This is a genomic window from Prolixibacteraceae bacterium, from assembly GCA_019856515.1.
In the GTDB taxonomy this organism is placed as follows: domain Bacteria; phylum Bacteroidota; class Bacteroidia; order Bacteroidales; family Prolixibacteraceae; genus Halosquirtibacter; species Halosquirtibacter xylanolyticus.
Genome location: CP082230.1, coordinates 2,253,117 through 2,277,061 on the forward strand (window position 1 = coordinate 2,253,117; position 23,945 = coordinate 2,277,061).

20 protein-coding genes and 1 tRNA gene are annotated in these 23,945 nt (G+C 36.4%); 13 read left to right on the forward strand and 8 right to left on the reverse strand.

The genetic code is table 11. The features are described 5' to 3' along the window. Positions 1 to 202: 202 nt before the first annotated feature. A complete protein-coding gene (locus tag K5X82_07950) occupies positions 203 to 1,972 on the reverse strand; it encodes a sulfatase-like hydrolase/transferase (protein ID QZT38824.1) in 1,770 nt (589 codons plus the stop codon). 276 nt (positions 1,973 to 2,248) lie between these two features. On the opposite strand from K5X82_07950, the gene K5X82_07955 reads away from it, so the two are divergent. The 6 genes from K5X82_07955 to K5X82_07980 all read left to right on the forward strand — a co-directional run bounded on the left by K5X82_07955 (position 2,249) and on the right by K5X82_07980 (position 10,039). Next, positions 2,249 to 2,740 (forward strand): hypothetical protein, encoded by a 492-nt coding sequence (locus tag K5X82_07955; GenBank protein ID QZT38825.1) that lies wholly within the window; start codon positions 2,249 to 2,251, stop codon positions 2,738 to 2,740. Between the two features lie 158 nt (positions 2,741 to 2,898). Next, the gene (blaOXA, locus tag K5X82_07960; GenBank protein QZT38826.1) at positions 2,899 to 3,744 is read left to right on the forward strand and encodes a class D beta-lactamase; all 846 of its coding nucleotides are present in this window, start codon (positions 2,899 to 2,901) and stop codon (positions 3,742 to 3,744) included. Positions 3,745 to 4,708: 964 nt separating this feature from the next. Then, a complete protein-coding gene (locus K5X82_07965) occupies positions 4,709 to 5,197 on the forward strand; it encodes an LUD domain-containing protein (protein ID QZT38827.1) in 489 nt (162 codons plus the stop codon). A 12-nt stretch (positions 5,198 to 5,209) separates the two neighbouring features. Continuing rightward, positions 5,210 to 7,360 (forward strand): LUD domain-containing protein, encoded by a 2,151-nt coding sequence (locus K5X82_07970; protein ID QZT38828.1) that lies wholly within the window; start codon positions 5,210 to 5,212, stop codon positions 7,358 to 7,360. Between the two features lie 326 nt (positions 7,361 to 7,686). Continuing rightward, the gene (locus K5X82_07975; protein QZT38829.1) at positions 7,687 to 8,595 is read left to right on the forward strand and encodes a DUF2807 domain-containing protein; all 909 of its coding nucleotides are present in this window, start codon (positions 7,687 to 7,689) and stop codon (positions 8,593 to 8,595) included. 472 nt (positions 8,596 to 9,067) lie between these two features. Next, complete coding sequence (locus tag K5X82_07980) at positions 9,068 to 10,039, forward strand: glucosaminidase domain-containing protein (protein ID QZT38830.1); 972 nt, start codon at positions 9,068 to 9,070, stop codon at positions 10,037 to 10,039. A gap of 121 nt (positions 10,040 to 10,160) precedes the next feature. Here the strand turns inward: K5X82_07980 and fmt are convergent, their stop codons facing one another. From fmt to K5X82_08005, 5 genes are all read right to left on the reverse strand, one after another. Then, positions 10,161 to 11,096 (reverse strand): methionyl-tRNA formyltransferase, encoded by a 936-nt coding sequence (gene fmt, locus K5X82_07985; protein ID QZT39100.1) that lies wholly within the window; start codon positions 11,094 to 11,096, stop codon positions 10,161 to 10,163. 53 nt (positions 11,097 to 11,149) lie between these two features. Further along, positions 11,150 to 11,359 (reverse strand): hypothetical protein, encoded by a 210-nt coding sequence (locus K5X82_07990; protein QZT38831.1) that lies wholly within the window; start codon positions 11,357 to 11,359, stop codon positions 11,150 to 11,152. 65 nt (positions 11,360 to 11,424) lie between these two features. Further along, complete coding sequence (locus K5X82_07995; GenBank protein ID QZT39101.1) at positions 11,425 to 12,645, reverse strand: bifunctional 3,4-dihydroxy-2-butanone-4-phosphate synthase/GTP cyclohydrolase II; 1,221 nt, start codon at positions 12,643 to 12,645, stop codon at positions 11,425 to 11,427. Between the two features lie 155 nt (positions 12,646 to 12,800). Next, positions 12,801 to 14,297 carry an LptF/LptG family permease gene (locus K5X82_08000; GenBank protein ID QZT38832.1) on the reverse strand — a complete coding sequence of 499 codons (1,497 nt, stop codon included), beginning with the start codon at positions 14,295 to 14,297 and terminating at the stop codon, positions 12,801 to 12,803. 117 nt (positions 14,298 to 14,414) lie between these two features. Next, positions 14,415 to 14,810 (reverse strand): SRPBCC domain-containing protein, encoded by a 396-nt coding sequence (locus K5X82_08005; GenBank protein ID QZT38833.1) that lies wholly within the window; start codon positions 14,808 to 14,810, stop codon positions 14,415 to 14,417. A 242-nt stretch (positions 14,811 to 15,052) separates the two neighbouring features. On the opposite strand from K5X82_08005, the gene K5X82_08010 reads away from it, so the two are divergent. The 3 genes from K5X82_08010 (at position 15,053) to K5X82_08020 (ending at position 17,424) form a co-directional block, all read left to right on the forward strand. Then, positions 15,053 to 15,126, forward strand: a tRNA-Met gene (locus K5X82_08010). Between the two features lie 256 nt (positions 15,127 to 15,382). Continuing rightward, the gene (locus K5X82_08015) at positions 15,383 to 16,210 is read left to right on the forward strand and encodes a hypothetical protein (protein ID QZT38834.1); all 828 of its coding nucleotides are present in this window, start codon (positions 15,383 to 15,385) and stop codon (positions 16,208 to 16,210) included. A gap of 164 nt (positions 16,211 to 16,374) precedes the next feature. Next, positions 16,375 to 17,424, forward strand: coding sequence for a hypothetical protein (locus K5X82_08020; protein ID QZT38835.1), 1,050 nt, complete (start codon positions 16,375 to 16,377; stop codon positions 17,422 to 17,424). A gap of 397 nt (positions 17,425 to 17,821) precedes the next feature. On the opposite strand, the gene K5X82_08025 is transcribed toward K5X82_08020, so the two are convergent. Further along, positions 17,822 to 18,052, reverse strand: a complete 231-nt coding sequence (locus K5X82_08025) for a transposase (GenBank protein ID QZT38836.1) — start codon at positions 18,050 to 18,052, stop codon at positions 17,822 to 17,824. A 54-nt stretch (positions 18,053 to 18,106) separates the two neighbouring features. On the opposite strand from K5X82_08025, the gene K5X82_08030 reads away from it, so the two are divergent. From K5X82_08030 to K5X82_08045, 4 genes are all read left to right on the forward strand, one after another. After that, the gene (locus K5X82_08030; GenBank protein QZT38837.1) at positions 18,107 to 18,385 is read left to right on the forward strand and encodes a hypothetical protein; all 279 of its coding nucleotides are present in this window, start codon (positions 18,107 to 18,109) and stop codon (positions 18,383 to 18,385) included. A 1,449-nt stretch (positions 18,386 to 19,834) separates the two neighbouring features. Then, positions 19,835 to 20,857, forward strand: coding sequence for a hypothetical protein (locus K5X82_08035; protein QZT38838.1), 1,023 nt, complete (start codon positions 19,835 to 19,837; stop codon positions 20,855 to 20,857). A gap of 43 nt (positions 20,858 to 20,900) precedes the next feature. Further along, positions 20,901 to 21,920 (forward strand): hypothetical protein, encoded by a 1,020-nt coding sequence (locus tag K5X82_08040; GenBank protein ID QZT38839.1) that lies wholly within the window; start codon positions 20,901 to 20,903, stop codon positions 21,918 to 21,920. Between the two features lie 43 nt (positions 21,921 to 21,963). Continuing rightward, entirely contained in the window at positions 21,964 to 22,758 is a 795-nt protein-coding gene (locus K5X82_08045; GenBank protein QZT38840.1) for a hypothetical protein, read from the forward strand. Positions 22,759 to 22,807: 49 nt separating this feature from the next. Here K5X82_08045 and K5X82_08050 read toward each other — a convergent pair whose 3' ends face one another. Next, positions 22,808 to 23,863, reverse strand: coding sequence for an IS5 family transposase (locus tag K5X82_08050; protein ID QZT38841.1), 1,056 nt, complete (start codon positions 23,861 to 23,863; stop codon positions 22,808 to 22,810). Positions 23,864 to 23,945 lie beyond the last annotated feature (82 nt).

Genomic DNA, 23,945 nt, shown 5'->3' on the forward strand with positions numbered 1-23,945 from the left:
TTCTGGCTTATTCATCAAATATGCCACTTTATTCTGTAAAAACTGCATAAAACACCCATTTTATGAATAAACAATGAATAAACAATAAAAAAGTCACCTCTACTATCAAAAAGAAATGACAAATCTCCCAATGATAGTAAAGATGACTTTACAATAACACTCTATGATCTAAAAGAGGACCTTAACTGATAATGTTTTTCACTTAATGACCTAATGCGCTCCACGGATTCCAATCTTGCTCCACCGAAATGATATCATGTTGTTTTGCATAAGACGCATATATTGCCTTAAGCTCATCAAGCATCTCGGGGTATTGCTCTTCCAAAGGAGTTGTCTCACCGGGATCTTTTTCAATATTATAAAGATGCCATTGCCCATCTCCCCACATTCCTTTTCTTATCATGCGTGCTTTCATATTACTCTTCATCACATACATATTTCCAAACAATTCAAAAGCAACCCACTCTTCATCACTTCTCACATAATCTCTCTTCTTCTCTAAAAATCCTCTCATAGACACGCCCGTTGGCGCTACAATCTTTCGATCTTTATACATTGTCTTTGGAACCTCTACTCCCGCATAGTCCAATATGGTGATTGGAATATCTTTGATTGATGACATCTTAGCTGTAGCTTCATTTTTACGAAGTGGGGTGTCCCATTTTGGTTGCTTAATAATCATTGGCACACGTATTCCTCCTTCAGCAACAAAAGCCTTCCACCATTGAAGTGTTCCAGTGGCTACATTTGCCCAATTCATTCCTATTTGCCAGTTAGTATTCCCTTTCCCAACATCATCTAAATTAGAACTATAGTTCTTCTCAACCCATGCTTTCATTAAAGGATTACTCAATACTCCTCTCAAATCTGTTCCCTCAGGACCATTGTCCGTAATATAAACAATCAAAGTATTATCATATTTCCCACTGGCTTTCAGATAATCGATAAGTCGACCTATTGACTCATCCTGATCTTCAATCATCGCCGAATAGGTAGCCATAATACGAGCCTGTATCTTCTTAGTATGTTCAGGAAGATCTTTCCATCTTTTTAACAAAGGATTCAATGCAGGATCTGGATATGGTGTATCATACGATATTACACCATGTTTTTTCAGCATCTCGAATCGTTTTTTCTTAAGGTTTTCATATCCAGTTCTTAAATAGAAGCTATAATACTTGTCAATCTTATCTTGAGGAGCCTGAATAGGAAGGTGGGCTGTTGTGAATGCTACATATGCAAAGAAAGGCTTATTATCCAACTCATTACTCTTCAAATACTCTAACATTTTACCTGTATAAAGAATATTTGAATAAACACCATTTGGACGAACAACCGATTTTCCATCCTCAAAAAACTTCTCCTCGGCAATTGGAGGTATTTTGCCTTTCGAAATATATGATGCAGTTTCTGGATCTTTAGCATCAGGAAGCATTACTTGCTGATTCCAATGGTTTGAACCTCCAACATATATTCCATATGATCTTTCAAATCCCCATTCGTGTGGACCATGTCCTCCACCATGCACCCCACCTAAATGCCATTTTCCTACAGTATAGGTGTGATAACCAGCATCTCTTAACAACTCTGCTATTGTCACGGTATTACGTGTCAAGTATCCCTCATATCCTTTTTTACCTTCTGCTGGAGGATACACTGTATAATCAAATGCTCCTAGACCAACCTCAATATTATTACACCCTGTTAAGATTTGAGATCTTGAGACTGAACAAACGGGCGTGGCATGAAAATTTGTGAATTTTATTCCTTGTTCAGCCAATGTATTCAATTGTGGAGTATTTACCTCACTACCAAAAGGGCCGATATCAGAGAAACCCATATCATCCCCAACGAGAAGTAGAATATTTGGACGTACAGTTTCTGATGTCTTTGTTTGTCTACCACCACACGAACCCAATATAAGGGAAGATAAAACCATTACCCCACCTATAATTTTTTTTGATTGTACCATATAGCTAGATATTAATATTTCATATACCCCCAACAATATCTAACATGACATTGTTCACCTATATAGGCCGATCATCCACACAAAACTAAAACACTATACACCAATGATTTACACACCAGTAAAACATATAAAACAATTTAATAAGATAGACGATCTAACTGTTTACATCTCTTCAATTATTTTCCAATCAGTCACATTTACAATTAATCTCTATCCTCTTTTTACAATAAAAATTGTAATTTCGTAATATCATAAGATTAGATATAAGTAGCGGATATGATCAAACAGATATTCACAAAGATTAGAGTAAGTATCACACGATTCTTGGAGGTCGAGTTGGTGGCCATGTGTCTATATCTGGGATTTATCTCCACCATCAAATTCATGAATCTAATTGATGTGTTCCACCCATTAATTCGTCTGTTGATAGCGCTGTTTGCTTTCCTTATCATACTATTCTTATATGCACGCTTTCGTGATTTCCTAGTCGATTATTTTGAACACCAGATGGCAGCGACAACTGCCTCACGATTAGGTATTGTCATTCGAGTATCGATGATCCTACTACTACTACTATCGTCGTGGCTCTGTTGGATGTTTGCTCCAATCCTATTTACCCTACTCTTTACCCTACCATTTCTACCAATACTTATTGAGAAAGACGAAGAGTCGTCTTCCCATTCCAGTAGTCGGAACAGTTATGATGATGAGGGGTTTGGTGGAAACAATTTTGGAGAGAACCGTTACAACCAAAATAGTTACCATTAAAGAGCTATTTATCAAATGGACACCATCCAAACATTATAATAGAAAAGGAGTTACACCAAGCTAAGCTGCATGAACTTTGCACGCATGGAGTGTGTTTTGTATAGATAGATGCACCTCATTTAATGGATCTAGATTAAAAATTTCAATGTTATATTAGAATGAAACGATTCGTAACGATTATTATTACCATCATAACCTTTACCAATTGCAGTGTGAAGAGAGAGATCTACTCGAACATGACAACACATCGATGGGAAACTGTAGATGCATTTAAAGAGATTATCACATTGGCTAATCTAGATGGTGCTATCTTGATCTACGACACAGACAAGGATCTGTTTTATTCTAATGATTTTGTTAAAGCAAAAAAAGGGCAATTACCTGCATCAACTTTCAAAATAATCAACTCACTGATCGCTTTTGAGACAGGTGTGGTGAGAAATGACAGCACTGTGATAAAGTGGGATGGAGAAAAGCGATATCTTAAAGTATGGGAACAAGACCTTCTATTTCGTGACGCATTTAAATATTCATGCGTACCATGCTATCAAAAGATCGCAAGAGAAATTGGCGTAGAACGAATGAACCACTACGTGAAAGAGGCACATTATGGGAAAATGGATATCAACGAATCGACCATTGATCATTTTTGGCTTAACGGAAAATCAAGAATCACGCCGTTTCAACAAATTGCTCTTTTGAGAAAGCTTTACGACAGCCAACTTCCTTTCTCTTCTCGATCACAATCATTAGTGAGGCAGATTATGGTGATGCAAAAGAACGAAGAGATTGTGCTTAGTGGAAAAACAGGTTGGTCAATAGATAACAACCATAATAACGGTTGGTTTGTAGGGCGACTAAAAACCACGGATAACACCTACTTTTTTGCCGTGAATGTATCTCCAGATGATCGTTACGATATCAAAAACTTTTCTACCGATCGAAAAAAGATAACCTTTGCAGCCTTCCAAGCCAAAGGTATCATCAATAAAGATATGTTATGATCAAATCATAACAAGAGAGGATAATTATACCAAAATGACAAATAGTAGAGAGGCATACTTCTGTGAAACAAACTTATGCAGTCTCTTGCCAATAGTGTCGGGATAAACATACCAGTAGAGTTTATCCCGACACTATCATGCACCACGCTGTTTAGACAAAAAACATTCTCCACAAACAAAAGGTTACAAAAGCACTACACCATCCATTAAATGGACAGCAAAAAATACCACTCTCCGACCTTGACAGGCCCCATCTTCGACCCTCCTTCGACTCTCCTTCGACTATTGGTCACATATTGCATATCCAATGGTCATATATTGGTTATGGTTTTGTCACACTAAATGTGGAGGAAGGGTGAGCGATATATGACCAATATGTGAACAATATATGAGCAAAAGTCGAAGGAGAGTCGAAGGAGAGTCGAAGGAAGGTCGAAGGTGAGTCAAAGGAAAGGGGGAGGTATCCCATACTTAAAGTAGAATCGAGATTAAAATGATCATAAAATAAAATAGAATAGAGTGATTAAAGTGTAGGTTGGAAAGAGAAAAACAGATTTATAAACACTCGCTATCAGTTAAAATATGTTTTGTATTGAAGTTCTTCTTATTTTAGTTAAATCTTAATCTAACTCTAAAAACATTGAAAGACTAAGGCGATGAAAGGCTAAAACATGTTGTCGAGCATATTTTATAACACGATTATCTTCCCTTTATCTAAAACAGTTCTTAGACTAATAATAAACAAGAGCGAAACACACAAATACACCACACTGTTTTTCAGATACTTACAAACATAAAGAGAAAAACATATTGTGCAACATTTATTTTTTATCAAAATATTTGCATAAATCGCAAGTAGAAATTAGAACACATAAAACATCACTAAATCATCGTTTCAATGTAGGGGGGGAATTCTACGAAGCGAGGCATTTTTTGACTAACGAAATAATGGGGGAATTATATCATGACAAGTAAAGGAAATTCCATTATTGACCGTTTCACACAGTCGGCTATTGCCGTAACTGCTGCTGTTAAGGTTATAAGCAAGGAGCAACTTCTTTCAGAAAAAGAAGCACACAACTTTAAATTTATCTCATCAGAGATACTACAACAATACGATCAACATTATATCGGTAAAGAGGGGGTTGATGAAGCTTTGGTTGAAGTAAATCATGCCATCGCCGATACAGGTACGGTAGTATTGGAATGTAGCAATGAACAAGTTCGTACAGCAACCTGTGTAGCGGAGCATCTGTATGTGATTGTCAAGGCGTCGAGCATCGTAGAATGTAGTCATGATATTGTTGATTTCATGGCAGAGAACACCAAAAATCAGGGTGGTTATATCGCATTCATTTCGGGTCCTAGCCGTACGGCAGACATCGAGCGTGTGTTGACTGTTGGCGCACACGGCCCAAGAGAACTTACTATCTTCATTGTTTCAGACCTATAAAAACTTTCTACCATGAGCATCCATGATAAAATCCGTACCAAAATCAAAGATGATGTCCTACATGCAAATCTTAAGAATTTCGCATCATCGTACAAACAATCAAAGGCTAACGTATACAAAGATCTAGACTTCGAAGCGCTAAGAAAGCGTGTATACGACCTTAAAGACAGAGATATAAATAAGGTGATGGAGCAGTTCCACCGCTTTAAAGAGAATGTCGAAAAGAGTGGCGCTACTGTTTACCAAGCTAGAACTGGGGAAGATGCGTGTAACTACATTGCTGAGGTGATGAAGAAGCACAATGCCAAGTCGATGGTGAAGAGTAAGTCAATGACATCGGAGGAGATCCAATTAAACCACCGTTTAGAGGCAAAAGGATTGAACCCTATTGAGACTGATCTTGGGGAGTGGATTCTTCAAATCGGTAATGAGCATCCATCGCATATGGTGATGCCAGCAATTCATAAGACACGTCAGCAGGTAGCGAAACTATTCTCTGAATATACAGGTAAGCCTGTAGATCCAGATGATATCAAAGGGATGGTGGAGATTGCACGTCAATACCTACGTGATGATTATTTCACTGCTGGTGTTGGTATGACTGGTGCGAATATCGCAGTTGCAGAGACCGGTACTATTGGATTGGTAACCAACGAAGGAAATGCAAGACTATCTTCGACAGTTCCTCCAGTACATATTGTTTTGGTTGGGTATGAAAAGCTTTGTGATAACTTCTCTGAAGCGATGGATATCGTTAAGGTGCTTCCAAAGAGTGCGACAGGACAGAATATCACATCGTATGTAACATGGATTAAAGGACAAAATCCTTCTCATAAGAATGAATCAGGAACGAAAGAGACCCACTACGTATTCCTAGATAATGGACGTTTGGCTTTCTTTGAGCATCCTGAGTTTAAGGAGGCATTGAAGTGTATCCGTTGTGGTAGTTGTGCAAACATCTGTCCAGCATATGAGATGGTTGGAGGACACGTATATGGTGACCGTTATATCGGATCTATTGGACTGATTCTAACGGCTCTTTACCAAGGGGATGCCGATGCAAAAGATATCTTGAAGATGTGTATCGGTTGTCGTGCATGTTCATTTAACTGTCCATCAGGAATCGACTTGCAGAAGATGATTTCGAACCTGAAGATGGTAGTGGGACAGAAATATGGTATTAACAGTGTTAAGAAGAAGGTTTTCAAGAGTGTTGTGGCTAAGCCTGACACGATGAAGAGCTTGGTTGGTTTAGGGTCTACATTCCAGTTCCCAATGACCAAGACAAATAAGTTCAACAAAGAGAAGGTTATTGCTTCGGTTCCATTGTTGAACGGGGAGAAAGACTTCCGTCATTTCCCTGCCCTTTCGAAGAAATCGTTCACGAAGATGTATCAGAACGAGATCAAGCCATTGGCAAACCCAAAGAAGAAGGTGTTCTTCTATCCTGGATGTGCGGTAGAGTATTTCTATCCAGAGATTGGTATGGCCATGACAAGATTATTGCATAAGCATGGAGTTCAAGTAGATATCCCATCGCGTTCGGTATGTTGTGGTGTACCAGCTATTGCTGCTGGTGATCCAGAGGATGCAAGAAAGATGATCGAGCAGAATTTAGATGAGATGAAATCTCCTGCTGATTATGATGCATTCTTGGTGGTTTGCCCTACTTGTGGTGGTGCTATCAAGCACGAGTTCTTGGATTTCACCAGAGAAGATCCTGATCGCTATAAATTATCTAAACAGATTGGCGATAAGTTGATGCAGATGGGACAATTCTTAGAGCAACTGAATTTGAAATTTAAAGTTAAAGGCGGTCGTACTGTAACTTACCATACACCTTGTCATAATACAAGATCGATGGATTATAGTGCAGAGGGACTACTTAAGAATATTTTAGGAAAGCAATTCAAGCCTCTTACAGACACTAATGTTTGTTGTGGGTTCGGAGGAACATACTCTCTTGATTTCGCACCAATTTCTAATGGTATCTTAAATAAGAAGATTGAGCACATTGAGGAGACCCAAGCTGACATCGTAATTACGGATTGTCCTGGATGTATCATGCAGATTAATGGAGGCCTTATGTATAATGGTGTAGAGAAGAAAGTGATGCACTTATCTTCATTTTTAGAAAATGAAGTAGAAATTGTTTCTAAATAAATGATCCGAATAAGATTCTAATTGTTTTTTATTTACTTAAAGGCTGCCCTTTTTATTAAGGGTGGTCTTTTTTCTTTTCATAAAACCCTCCAAGGCATTTTCAATGCCACACCACGAAAGATATTCGTTCACACCATTAGGGTAGTTGAACTAAAAACACTCCATTCATGTAATATACAAAATTAAGACACATACATATTCATAATTATTTAACATTTAAAAAGTCTAATATTATATCAAGTGTCATATATTTGCTACTGCAACAATCCAACCTAGTAGTACACCATTATCCTCTATCACAATTTAATATTCAAATTGAAGTAATAATGGTAGAAGCAATTTTAAAAAGTACAGCAATAGCAGCCACTATGGCTCTTTTTTTCTCATGTAGTTCTGATAATGACACAACTCCTGATACGACTTACTACGTAGCGGATTATCAGAATATATTGGTCGATGGTCCATTGAATATCGATTTTGTCAATGGTAATCAGAAGAAATCATCCACGTCCACATATAAAGTGATGGTGGAGGCTCCAGATAATCTAAAAGCTGAGGTGTCTGTAGTTTCCAAAGATGGAACATTAACACTAAAAGCATCAAAAGAGATTAGCCTAAAAGATCAAATTCATATTACAGTGAGTACACCTGTAAATATCTCGGAGATTAAATTGAAATCAGATCAGACAGCTGTTTTTGATGGAGAGCTAAAGCAACCAGGTCTCATCGTCGTGACAGAGGGTCACAGCAGTCTCACTCTTAAAAATATAGAAGTAGCGAATTTGATGTGTAAGACCAAAGGTGGTTCGGAGCTTACAATAACTACTTATTCTGAAGTACTGACAGAGCCACAAACCTTCTCCTCTCAGAGAGGTACAAGAGTAAATGAGACGACCTTACTTGTCGATAATAGATACACCTATGTTGGAACAAGTGTGACACTTGAAGATGGCTCTTGGAAAGTAGAAGGAGATAAAATCTATGTGACATACTTTATGAACCAATGTCTTTTCGAAGCAGACGGAAGTACGACGATTGATGCCATAGCAGCACAATCAAGAGTTGTGGATATCCAATTAAATGGAACTTCATCGGCGAACGTCTATGCCATTGAGAAGATCACAGGACAAGGTAAAGGTAGTTCAACACTATATTACAAAGATATAGCGGGAGTGGATATCACCAATTTTATAACCCAAGGAGCAGCGCAAGTATCACCTTATATTGCACAGTGATAGTTGTAGCAATTGGGATAAGAAAAGAAGATTCGACGAAGGGTCTTCTTTTTTTGTTTCCACCGATCCCTTTCTATCTGTATAGCACTAGATCCAACGACTGTTGATGGAGAAGTTTTAATATTTAGTAGATATCTTCTTTATGCGAAGCCGAAGAGAAGATCGTAGCCTTACTCAAGATTGATCTTTGTTGGTGAAAGCGAAGTATAACAGATGGTATAATAGATGAATCCCTCTAATCGCTTATTTTCATTAGACACACAAACACCCCCTGTTATGAAACAAAAGAGACTACCTAAGGGGAATAGAATTGAAAAGAATAATTATGAAAAGATTGACTTTTATAATTATTTCTCTTTATTTTTAACCTTTAAATAGATGATTGGTATGGATATTGATACTTTATCCCAATACAATTATGACTCTTTAAGGAGCGACAACAACAGATTTTCATTCATATATTGATCAAAAGATGAGAAGATTATCCCTATTATTTTTCACTTTATGCCTTTTAATGGGTTCATTCCATCAGGCTTGGGCTGATAAGAGCAAGAACTTTAAACCAAAACGTAAATTGACTCGTAAAGAGTATATTGAAACGTATCGTGAAATTGCGATTAAGGAGATGAACCTCTATCATATCCCTGCAAGTATCACATTGGCACAAGGAATTCTAGAGTCTGGAGATGGAAACAGTTATTTGGCTGTAGTGGGAAAGAATCACTTTGGTGTGAAATGTCACTCCTCATGGAAAGGACCTTCTCTACGCTTAGATGATGATAAAAGGAATGAGTGTTTTCGTAAATATAAGAGTGTAGAGCACTCTTATAAAGACCACTCTGTTTTTCTTCAATCCAAGCGTTACCAAAATCTATATACGCATAAGATTACCGATTATAAAAAATGGGCTAAAGGGCTAAAGAAAGCTGGATATGCAACCAATCCTCATTACCCTAAGCTACTGATAAAGATTATCGAGGAGAATAATTTAGCACAATACGACCAGTTCTATCAGAAAGAGTTCAATAGTCATAAGCCTTCGCCTTTCGACAAAGGTTCGGGGTCGTTTAAGTTCACTATCGGCAATAAGAACCGTATTGTGGAGAACAATAAGAGTCGTGTGATCGTAGCTGTTGAAGGGGATACTTACCTATCGTTGGCACAGAAATACGGTTTGAAAGATTGGGAGATATACAATTATAATGATGTACATAAATCCGATAGACCTAAGGCTAACAGAAATATCTATCTAGAGAGAAAGAAAGGAAAGGCAGCCAAAGGATTCGATACCCATACGGTGAAAGAGGGCGAGAATATGCATGATATTGCACAGCAGTATGGAATTCGTCTAAAAGCACTTTATAGACGCAACCGTATGCGAAGTGGTCGTCAACCTAATGTAGGAGATACAGTCTATCTTAGAGGAAAAGCACCCAAAAGATAACTCTGAGATCTTATATCGCAAGTAAAAGGGCAAATGTTTGAAACATTTGCCCTTTTGTCTACATATCATTTCATGTAATAATTCGCCTATAACTTTTATGTTATACCAATGGGTATTACTACTAAGATAGCATCAATTGATTCTCAATACGGAAACCATTGATAAACTGGGATGTTTTCATACGTTTCTTTCCTGCAAGCTGCATCTCTTCGAACCATACATATCCATCTTTCAATGCCACACGTAGCATATCCTTGTCTATCACTACCGTACCGACAGTGTCGTGATGTGGTTCGATAGAAGGTTTTGTAGCAAAAAGCTTTGCGGTATGCTTCTTCTCGCCATCAGTCATCTCAATCCAAGCTGCTGGATAAGGAGATAGACCTCTTACCTTATTGTGGAAGTCCATCACCGATAGATCTGAATTGACTTGACAATCGGCTTTAAATATCTTAGGAGCATGATGTGACACCGCACCTTCTGCAATCAATTTATCTTGATCGATAGGTGTAACATTCCCTTCGGCCAATGCATCTACGGTCTTACAAACAAGGTTTGCTCCGATCACCATGAGCTTATCATGGATGGTCCCAATGTTATCATACAGATCGATATCGATGGCCTCTTGGAAAAGAAGGTTCCCTGTATCGATTTGATGCTTCAACAAGAAAGTGGTTACTCCTGTCTGTTTGTCCCCGTTGATAATCGCCCAGTTTAATGGAGCAGCACCACGGTAGTTTGGTAGCAGTGATCCATGTAGATTAAATGTTCCCATTGCAGGCATGTTCCACACGATCTCAGGTAACATTCTGAAGGCAACAACAATCTGTAGGTCGGCTTTATAAGAAGCAAGTTCTTCAACAAATGTTGGCTCTTTAAGCTTTTCGGGCTGAAGGGTTGGAAGCCCTTGCTCTACGGCATATTGCTTCACCTCGGACATGCGTACTTTCTGTCCTCTACCGGCAGGTTTATCAGGGACTGTAACCACAGCAACCACATTGTAACCCCCTTCGACCAAAGCTTTTAAGCTCTCTACGGCGAAGCCAGGCGTACCCATAAAAACAATTCTTATATCTTTTGCATTCATCGCTATACTTATTTCTTTAAACACTATTGATTCTGACCTTTAAGATCGTCACGAAGATTCATATTTCCTTTGGTCGCCGTGGGATCATATGGACAATGTTTACATCCATTACCACAACAGTATCCTTTCTTGATTAAAAAAGTCTCTGTCATAACACGATATCCATGCTCACTCTTGTAGTAATCGACTCCTTCGACCAAAGGATCTTGTAAAGGCTTATCATCAAATAGCATAGTCTATTCGTTTAAAGTGAAAAAAGGCATTTCCGAAGAGATGCCTTTCTATTATTTTCGGTGAACTATTTCTTCTCTTTAGGCTCGACCTTTTCGAGCACGTGCCCCATACGGTCTTTTTTAGTCTGCATGTAGAAGGCATTGAATTCGTTAGGCTCTATTTCAATAGATACCGTCTCCTGCACCTTCAAACCGTATCCCTCTAAGCCTACACGCTTAATTGGGTTGTTGGTCATCAAACGCATATTCTTCACTCCTAAACTACGTAGGATTTGTGCTCCTACACCATAATCTCTTTCGTCAGGATCGAAACCTAGATGAACATTGGCATCTACAGTATCTAAGCCCTCTTCTTGAAGTTTATAAGCTTTGATCTTGTTCATCAGACCGATACCACGCCCCTCTTGTTGCATATAGACAACGGCTCCTTTACCTTCTTCTTCGATCATAGCCATGGCTTTGTGAAGCTGTTCTCCACATTCACAACGCATAGATCCAAAAATATCGCCTGTAGCACATGATGAATGTACACGTACAAGGACTGGCTCTTTCTCGTCCCACTCTCCTTTGATCAAAGCGATATGCTCGACACCATTAGATTTTTGGCGGAATGGAATGAGGCGGAAATGACCATCTTTGGTTGGCATCTGTACCTCATCACCTCTTTCGATCAAACTCTCACGCTCTAGACGATAAGAGATAAGATCTTCGATAGAGATAATCTTTATATTGAACTTCTTACTAATTTCCAGTAGTTGCGGAAGGCGCGCCATCGAACCGTCCTCGTTCATGATCTCAACCAATACACCCGAAGGATAAAGGCCTGCCAAACGAGCTAGGTCACATGAAGCTTCCGTATGTCCGCTTCGTCTTAACACACCACGCTCTTTCGCTCTTAAAGGAAAGATATGACCTGGTCGCCCCAATACAGCCGGGTCCGTCTTTGGATCTACAAGTGCCTGAATGGTTTTTGCTCTATCATGAGCAGAAATACCCGTAGTACAACCATCTCCAATCTTATCCACAGAGATCGTAAAAGGCGTATCGTAATGAGATGAATTTTTTCCTACCATCATCTCTAACTCTAACTCCTCACAACGCTCTTCAGTAAGAGAGACACAGATTAATCCACGACCATGTGTTGCCATGAAATTAACCATCTCTGGGGTAATCTTATCTGCTGCCCCAATGAAGTCCCCTTCGTTTTCGCGATCCTCATCATCTACTACGATGACTAGTTTACCATCTCGGATGTCTTGTAATGCTTCCTCTATGGTATTTAACACTCCCCCTTGAGGGTTCATATTATCTGTTTTAGCTTCACTCATTACTTCACTCTTTTTTACGATAGACGTCATTTTACGACGCAATATTTAATGGTTCAAACAGCCTTTTACTCTATCCAAACGATAGGGCATATCTGTTTGATTATAGACAACTCTTACGCTTCTTTTGAATCTTCAGATGTTTTCTTAGACTTTAACACCCGTTTCTTAAATATGTTTATGATTGGCTTAAATATCAACGAAAAATTAAAACGTGAAGAATCATTCGCTGAAACATAGGTTAACAATAAACCTGCTGGCAAATAGATGAATGTGCTCAACCACATCGCCTCCCATATAGGCATATTCCCTGCCTGTGCAGCTTTTTTAAGTGTTGTACCAATGATATAATAGATAATAAATAGAATAATGGATATGACTAGTGGAAGTCCCATTCCTCCTTTTCGGATGATCGACCCTAGTGGGGCACCGATTAAGAAGAATAGTAGACATGCTACAGAGAGCACAATCTTGTTGTGCCACTGAATAATATACTTATTCCCTAACACTTTCATCCCTGTAATCTCTTCTTGTGAGCGTAATAGTGAACGTTGATTCGAACGTACATCTTCTATCGCTCTATTCATCACCATCTTCTGTACTCTTAGCTCTGCTCTATTCAATATGCTATCGTTAACTAATACAGAATCCAATTGAAACACAGGTTTATCTACCCGCAGTTTCACGGTATCTGGATAGTTTACATAAGCCAAACTACGAACTAAGGGAGATATAAGGTTGAGACGAACGGTTTTGTCTCGTGCCCAGTCGTTGGCCTTAATATAAATGGAGTCGGCCATATATTCCAACTTATCCATCGGCAAAGAGTGGTAGCTGTTCTTGAATAAGTTCTCATCTTTACGCTGAAATTGCATTCCATCCAGAGGAATCAAATAGGTCTGCTTAGCAAACTTCATGGTAGTAAATGGCTTATTCTCTCTATCCTTTCGGCTTTCAGGCTTCTTCTCTTCGTAAGTCTCTCCATTAAAAAGCGTCAATCGCATATTGAGCTTATCTTCAGTGAGCCCCATATAGGCTGAGTCAGCTAAAGTAATATTTACATTTCCACCTCTCTTGGAGTGATCATAGATCATCACATCAATCAGGGCTCCATTCTCTCTCTTATCCTTTACTTTAATACGATACCCCGGAATATTGTTGGTAAATGCACCTGGCTTCACCAATAGCTCTGGTTTGGTCTGTTTGACACTATAGAGAAGAATAGATAGCTTACGATTGACAACAGGAAGTGCATAATTACTGAAGGAGAAGGCTCCAATAGATATAACTATCGATATAAGAATGAGAGGTTTGAAGATATTGATTTGAGAAATACCTGCAGCTTTCATGGCCAACAGTTCATTTCTCTCTCCCATATTGCCAAGGGTCATAATCGAGGCAATCAGCATGGCCAATGGTAATGACATGGGAACCATACTAAGAAATATATATGTCACAATCTCAACTAAGACAGGCCACTCTAGTCCTTTCCCAACAATATCCTCTAGGTATCTCCACATAAACTGCATGAACAATACAAAAGAGCAGATAAAGAAGGTCATTACAAATGGCCCTACGAACTCTTGCAACAAATAACGGTGTAATCGCTTCATTAAATATCCTTTAATCTAAAAAATATGCACTCTTATCATCAGTCACTTCCTTCAATTATGAAGGAAATGACACACAAAGTTATCAATATTTTAAAGAAAAAGCGAAGCAATACGACTTTAAGAACACCCTAGTTTGCGTTTCAACATTTTTACCTGTTCATTCCACAACAAAGTAGCATCCTCAATTTCGTCATTATCCACAAAATCAGTAACCACTAAAAGCATTCCACCTCCAACTTCTTCACGAACTAGTCGAAACTCTAAATATTCGTCATCCCCCTCTCTATCATTCCATTGCCAACGAATAAATTCATTTGACTCTATTTCAATATTATCGGCACGTTGTTGATCTCCATCCCAATAGAACATAAAATAGTCATCATATCCATCCACACGATCAGCAAACCAACTCTCTAACCCAGATGGATTGGATAGTGAATAGTAAAGTGAGGTTAAAGAAGCCTTGATAGGGTACTCTAAAACGATCTTCTCTCTAAGGTTTTGTATTGTCATAAATTTTAGTTTAAGTTACGCTCTATAAAATTAAGCAAAGATTGTTTTCTTCATTTTCGGTAAACTTAAAAAAATAAGGCAAAAGTTACACATAAACTGACGCTTTATGTAACATGTTATTTCTTTGAACTAATAAATATCTTAATCACACTTCATTAAAACAACTCTTTCTATTTTAATCTGACTTTTTTCATGTGAACTATTGTCAGAAATAAAAAAAGAGATATATTTGCATCCGCAATGGCGAGGTAGCTCAGCTGGTTAGAGCGCAGGATTCATAATCCTGAGGTCGGCGGTTCAAGCCCGCCTCTCGCTACGAAGGGTTTCTGTTTCAAACAGAAACCCTTTTTTATGCCATCAACTTCCTCTTCTCTAAAAAGTTAATCTTTAAGAAGAATCCCTCCATTTAGGTCTATCGTAATCATTCGATGTTGATATCTCACCTTTTCAAAAAGACTACATTAGTTAACAATTGACATTTTTACGCCTTACCATGTAATTATCCACAGTCATCTTAAGACTAACTATAGTATAACAACCATTAATTCTTAAACCTTTTTAAATTACAACGGATGAATACAAAATTATTAACATTTGTACTTCTCCTTGCATTCACTACAGGGTGTAAGAAGAGTGATGATACCTCATCGGCAAAAAACCTAGATGAATATCTGAAACAGACATGTAGTTATATACATGAAATCAATGGCTTCTACATTGTAGCAAGTAATGAGACGCCTACAAATTCAGAAGGTGCTAGTTCCAAAGAGATATGGGAACATACAATAAAACTGTTCAGCAATTACCTTGATCAAGATGAAGACGGGGTGATTGATAGTGATAAAAATGAACTATCTGAGGCACTGAAAACTCATATGCTTTTTTGTATTGGATCAGAAAACTTCGTAAATAAAATATCTAGATCAAGATTTGTAGAGAGTAAATACTATACCATGAGCATGCAGACAGACAAATGGTCTTATTTAGCCTCTTATACAGGAAAAGGGTGGACATTTGACAAACTCTCATCTTCAACATGGAGACCAGAACCTTTCAATGCGCTATGGGAAGAGACATACCATACGATGACAGAAGCACTTAGTCGATCTGACGATAGTTTTAAATTCACCAAAGGAAAACTGTTACGAGAAGCAATGGACGCGGATATTACTGCAGGAACATATGAAACCGAAACACAAAATAAAGAAGAGGGAGGTAAATATGATAAAATTACTGCGGTAAATGAATATATCCACCAAATATGGGCTGTGGCCAATGCTGGTCATGATAATAAACTCAATAGCCACCAACAGAAGGCATTAAAATTCATGAAAGAGAAGAGTATTATCCTAAAAGTAAACCCGCAGTACAGTCAAAAGATTGGGACGACATTAAAATAATTTATAGTTGACAAAGTCAACATACTAATCATCGGAAGAGGCCACTTTATGTTGGCCTCTTTTTTATTTAAGTCTTTCGTAATTGAAAGAGGTTTAAAACATAGAAATATGGCACAATAATTGACATATATTCACATGTACAAACAAGCTTAATTCCAATTCCAATGATGAAAAGTAAACTACTATTGGCTGCTATTGTAATGACAGTAATTACGAGCTGTACGAACAAAAAGGTATTAACTAAAAACTACGCTCTAAATGATGTCGAAATCAAATTGGTAGAGATTAAATCTATTCCAAACAAGACATTGAACGATATCGATATAACTAGACTATATCAAATGAAACTCATCAACTCAAAGTATCTAATATTGGTTGATAGGGCTGCAACCGATCGTGGAATACAAATTCTTGACATAGAGAATTTCACCGTTTTAGGGCAAACAGGAATAAAAGGGGAAGGACCTCAAGAGATATCAAACTATAGTGAGCTGATTCCCTTTAATGACGGTTTTTTAATGACAGACTATGCCAAAAAGGTGATCTACTATTACGATGTAAAAGAGGCCATCGCAGATAGTAACTATCTACCAGTAACCTATGGCCCATTGAAAACGTTCTTATCCTCACTTCGTATCACAGAAGGTGATCAGTATATAGGCACACAGTTAGGTATGTCCGAAACAGTGCAAGGTGCTTTAGAGGTTAACTTAGTAAAAGGTGATATAACCAAAGAGAGATGTGACATCTTTACTCCTCACTATAACGAGATTAGTGGCATCCAGACATCCATGGACCCATCGAAACTCCTGTGTTATGTCGAAAAAGGAGATGATCGAATTAGTGTTGCTTACACGCCTTATGACTTCTTGGCAATATACAATACCAACGGAGAGCTTATTCGTACTATCAAAGGAGAGAAGACACTGAAGAAAAGAGAAACACATTGCTATTTTCGTCATGCTCAATTTACTCCAAACGATCTGTTTGTCGATCATCAAACCGCTGCAATATATAAAAAGAATAAGATGGGTAAAATGCAGTATGAAGGTTACAACACAATCCTCTGTTTCGATAAAAATGGAGCTTACCATAAAACACTAAAAACAGACCATGCGTTTGATCAATATGTGGTTCTTCCAAACAAGAAAGAGATAATACTCTACAGAGCCAATAGTGACAATCCATTTACTACCACTGAATTTTCTCTATAATCTATGAATCAATCACTCCTGCTCTGTGGGAGTGAATTTTCAACAAAACACTCAGAAAAAGACTATGGACAAAAGGTCGCATATTACGAACTCCTTTGAAACGACATACCATAAGGTGTGATTTTGTAAAGCATGATATGTAGATATGTATGAATGTTGTCTCATTGTGATGATGAATACATATCCTCTATTTGGAGGAAGCAGTTTCTATTGCATACTTGCATAGCTCTATTTAAATAAAAAAAACGTGGCAATGACACAAAACAAATTCCAAAGGATATAATAAAATTGGCTCTTTCCGAGATTTGGTGGGTAACCATATTAAATAGAACAATGCTTATTCACCTTTCGAAAATCTAACGTGTCCGTAACTAAGTATATCACTGTGATAAAATTGTCAGTTTTCCTTTATACGAAGAGCTCTAAAGCTTCTCAGCTTACTATTTGATATCGTAAGACACTTAAGATTCTGTTGCTGTTTTTGTGTAAAGTTATTCTTGTTCTTCAAGAATAAGTATCGATGCCCTTTAAGACATCCTTCGTCTTTGGACTCTTCACCTCTTAGGCGATCTACTGCCTCATTGATAATCTTCCGTTGCCCCTGTCTTTTCAACACACTTAGGGCCATAATTGATCATCATATCATATTATACCAATAAGTTTTGCAACCATATGTACCGGCATGTTACTCAATAATGGAAACTCACCTTGCTCTGAACAACAAGCTACTTGCTCCTGCCTTTCTCCTGAGATGGCTCGAAGTTCATTCAAAGTTCACTCGAAGTTCATTCATCGATTTCCCATTTTGGGTGAGGGAATTTCGAGTGTACTTGGAATGATATCCAAGAAAAAGCATGGAATAGTAGCATGTTATTCAGGAGAAGCTGGCTTTAATGAGTTCTTTAGGAATCTCTATTTATCTAAGACGTCATCATCTCGCAGGTTGTATCCTTTAGGATAATATTTGAATGATTCGTTATCTTCTTCAATCTTGAATATCTTGTCCAATCATAGCACTGATTTCATAGGCATCTAAATTCTTCTATGTTAGCTGTTTTGGTGAAGGCGATATGTGGCATTGAGAATACAGGAGTGTGATTGCAATAGATTCTGTTGACGAGCAGAAGCTGCGTGTTCCTAAGGGGGGCATAAAGACCATGAATTACCCCATTAAGGTAGTTTACGGTTCTTATGATAACTTGGATCGGAAAAGTGCTTCTACTTTAAGAAATAACCGACATTTTAGATAGGGTTTCCTTCGTAGTTTGTTGATACTTCAAGGATACTTCATTGATAGTTCCTTCATCAAAAATGTTAAATAGATGAATATTCTATTGTCATGCTATCAGTTTGGAGATGCCAAAGCGTTATGAAACCATCATGATATGTGGTCATGTTGTTTTTGATGAAAACATTATCGCTACGGGGTCAAAAAAATTATACCTACAATAAATGATGGTCTGTTTATCGTAATTTGATTGGAGAATATAGCGTTGTATTGATGATTAGGTTGCAACGCCATATGGTTATCCACCAAATATCGGAAAGAGCCATTAAATTCTTCATTTTGACTTCGATGGTAACAACATCAACCCACTGGAGACCAATGAATATCTTGAGCTATGCACCACTCATCCTACCAAGCATCAACTGCTTTAGTATGGCCAAAAGTGAAATGCCATTTACCACTATAGATTACACTAAGCTATAATTAGAAACAAATAAGTTTTGTACTCTTGAACACTCAATAATAAATTGATTCATTTTACACCATTTCAACTATCAAAACACAACTTTAGAACAAAATTCCACATCAAACTATTGCATCAATCAATACAAATCGATACATTTACATTAATTAACTTTTGTTAATTAATCAATAACTTAAATGAAAAAATAACTATTGCTTTGCATTCTTACAACAGGAGAAGTTTTTGGATATGTAAATGCAATTGCAGGACCTGGTGATGAGGTGCATTATGATAATTGTGAAAATGGTTGTCTAACAAGTAGTGGATCGTGTATGTGAGGAGAGGAACGTCCATATGAAGAGTATGTACCAACAACGATTTCATATAGCAGCACTCTTCTAACAATGCCTGAGAAAGGTTTTGTTTATGGCGAATAAGTAGAAATGAATCCATTCCGAAGAATGTTTTTTGTTTACGAAATATAAATTACACTGGAATTAACAATCGACACTAGTTTTACCTAATTCTAGATAAAATGCATTTTGACACTTGTCGATATGGACTCAGGAATAATTTGAATAACAAAAGACAAAACTTTGAAAGTTGTTTGAATAGATACTACATATTTATACAAACAATCTACATCTATAATATTTGACCACTTCTCATGATCCCTAAATAAAAGAAAACTAAATCAATAAACACACTACAAATAAATTATGAAGCACTATCTATTATTACTATTTTCCTTATCAATCATATCTTGCTCAACTAGCAAGGTAGAGGATATTGTTTACCTGTGTGATATTGAACAAGACATTGTTACTGTAAAACAAACGCCTGTTGATATTCTTAACAACGAACCTTTAGGACATCCTTTTTTTATTGACAATATCAAAGACAAATATATTCTCATTACAGATATGGCTAGTCGAGATAAGGGATTATATATATATGACATTAATAGTTTAAAACCCTTAGGAGTCACAGGCAAATTAGGCGAAGGACCTGGAGAGATATCATTTTATAGTGAATTGACACCATACAAGAACGGCATTATAATGCAGGATAACAGCAAGTTACTATACTATTATTACGATTTAAACAAAGCGATTCGTAATAATAACTATCTTCCTGAAGAAATAACAAAGTATAGAAATAAGAAGTTATTTCCATTTCATTATAGCATGATATCTGATAGTACATACGTTGGAATGGTAGGGCATATCACCTCATATAGCACATATGAAATTGAAGTGGCAGAGGGAAATATATTTAATGACTCTATAAAACATCTTATAGATATCCCACAAGAGATAGACAATCATAACTTACAGTTCTTCTTTTCTGCCAGTAATAATAGAATATTCTTAAATTACCATTACTATCATCTTTTTTCAATATATGATACCCAAGGCAAGGAGATCAAACAGATTTATGGCTCTCATAAAATAACAAAGGACAGGAAGAAAACGCATTTTAGCTTTGCACAAACGGATGGCAAGGATATCTATATCCCATATAACCCTGAAGTATCCATGATTAAAGACAAAAGAGGTAGATGGGATTTCAAAGGATATAATAAAATTCTTCATTTTGACATCGATGGAAACTACATCAACACACTGGAGACTAAAGAATATTTTGAGTTATGCACCATTCTTCCAACCAAGCATCAGTTACTTCTGTATAGTCCTAAAAGTGAAATGCCATTTACCACTATAGATTATACTAATCTATAATTATTAATCAAATACAAATATCTTAAACCACATCTTTAGGATTATGAAATATCTATCACTCCTATTTTTGCTTATTCTAATCTCCTGCAATTCGAACAAAGACAACATCACACTTTACCTTTGTGATATTGAACAAGACATTATTACTGTGAAACAAACTCCTGTCGAGGTATTAAACAAAGAACCTTTAGGACATCCTTTTTTTATTAACAATATAAAAGACAAATACCTTGTTATTACAGATATAGATGCACGAGATAAGGGGTTGTATATCTATAACATCGATAACTTTAAACCACTAGGAGTCACAGGAAAACTAGGAGAAGGACCTGGTGAGATTTCATATTACCACCAACCATGTGAATATAAAAATGGCTTCTTGATGAAAGATAGTGGTAAGTATCAATACTATTACTATGATATCACAAAAATAAAAGACAACCTAGAATATCTTCCCTATAGCGTAACAAAGTTTATCAATACAAAGCTATTCCCATTTTATTTTAAGATGACTTCTGATAGTACATACGTTGGAATGATAGGGCACATTACCTCAAATAGCACATATGAAATTGAAGTGGCAGAGGGAAATATATTTAATGACTCAATAAAAAATCTTATAGATATCCCAAAAGAGATAGACAATCATAACTTACAGTTCTTCTTTTCTGCTAGTAACAATCGTATATTTTTAAACTACCATTACTATCATCTTTTTTCAATATATGATACCCAAGGCAAGGAGATCAAACAGATTTATGGCTCTCATAAAATAACAAAGGATAGGAAGAAAACGCATTTTAGTTTTGCTCAAACGGATGGCAAGGATATCTATATCCCATATAACCCTGAAGTATCCATGTTTAAAGACAAAAGAGGTAGATGGGATTCCAAAGGATATAATAAAATTCTTCATTTTGACATCGATGGAAACTACATCAACACACTGGAGACTAAAGAATATTTTGAGTTATGCACTATTCTTCCAACCAAGCATCAACTACTTCTGTATAGTTCTAAAAGTGAAACACCATTTACCACTATAGATTATACTAATCTATAATCATTAATCAAATACAAATATCTTAAACCTCATCTTTATGATTATGAAATATCTATCACTCCTATTTTTGCTTATTCTAATCTCCTGCAATTCGAACAATGACAACATCACACTTTACCTTTGTGATATTGAACAAGACATTATTACTGTGAAACAAGCTCCTGTCGAGGTATTAAACAAAGAACCTTTAGGACATCCTTTTTCTATTAAGAATATTGACAATAGATATCTTGTAATCAAAGATGTTGAAGCTGCGGATAAAGGATTATATATATATGACATTAATAACTTTAATCTTATTGATAGGACAGGAAAACTTGGAGAAGGACCAGGTGAAATATCATATTACCTTAATCCAATAGCATATAAGGATGGTTTTTTAATGAAAGATGGCAGTAAACATCTATTCTATTATTTTAATATTCCACAGATTAAAATAGAATCAGATTATCTCCCAACTGAGGTAACAAAATATCCTAATAAAAAGCATTTCCCATTTACTCTAAAAATGACAAATGACAGTGATTATATAGGAGCAGTTGCAACCATTACTTCTCAAAGCACCTTTGAAATAGAAATTGCCAAAGGAAACATATTTAACGATTCGATAGAACATCTTATTGATTTACCAAAAAACGTAGATAATCACAACTTGCAATATTTTTTCACTGCAAGCAAAAACAGAATAATGATGAGCTACCAACACTATAATATTTTTTCCGTATATAATAATCATGGGGAAATCATTAAAGGGAACCTCTCAAAATTAGTTTTTTTGTTTGATCCTATATGTTCGGTAAATTTGAGAAACCTCACATATAATAGTGTGTATTTTTAATTATTGATAATCAGTGCATTACATTTCATTATTTAAAGTGTAGACACAGTTATTTTACCATTAACTTTAATCTTATAATTTGTTCATACCTAAACAAGTTGTATGTGAGGTTGATTAGCCCAATAATTGTACTTGATCTTTCAAATCCAATACACCTCATTTGCAAATTTCCCATACTATTTTCCATAAAACCAAACACATGCTCAACTCTTGCTCTTGTTTTTGATTTTTCTTTATTATTTTCCTTTTGCTGGTCAGTTAAAGGTTTATTTCTTACTCCTTTCTCATTTACATTATTCTCCATTTTACTTTCGTCTATAAGCTTATCACATCGTTCTCCTGTATAAGCACTATCAGCATAGAATTTACAATCTTGATCTGTATCATCTCCAATGAGTAAATCTAATGCTTTTGAGTCATGAACTTCAGCACTTGAAGAAGTATAATCTGTAATCAATTTACTATCACTGTCTATTTTGATATGATTCTTATAGCCAAAATGTTTTTCATTACGTTTTTTCGCCCAACGTGCATTTACATCTTTCTGACGAAGTTTATTCTTATTTGAATGCCATTCCTTTGGAGCACAGTTGTTTTCTTTGATATATTCATTCTCTTTTTTGCTATTTCTTTGTCTTGGAACTTCCACAAAACTAGCATCAACAATTTTACCTTCAGAAACAAGCAAACCCTCATTATTTAATACATGATGAAACTGTTCAAAAAGTTCTCTTTCTAAATCTAGAACTGAAAGTCTTTCTCTAAATCGCCAAATTGTTTTTTCGTCTGGTATAGAACTACTCCGAACTAAACCTAAGAATTGACTAAATGAATGCCTATCAATAATCTGATATTCTGTTTGAAAATCACTAAGATTATAATAGCGTTGTAGTATCAAAATCTTAAACATCATAATAGGACAGTAAGCTGGAGCACCAGCATTACTTTTGCGATCTTTTTCATATACCTTTTCTAAGATGGGGAGAAATAACTCCCAATCGATAACCTGATTTAAACGATATAAAGGATCTCCCATTTCTTGAAGCTTCTCTAGCCTAAAAACGTCATCAAATAATGAATCGTTAGTGATATTCTTGTAGTTCATATTTATAAAGATCACTTTTTTAGTATAAGAATTACAATGTAATATGTTAAATATCAGTTAAATAATTATGAGAGCCCCCCTA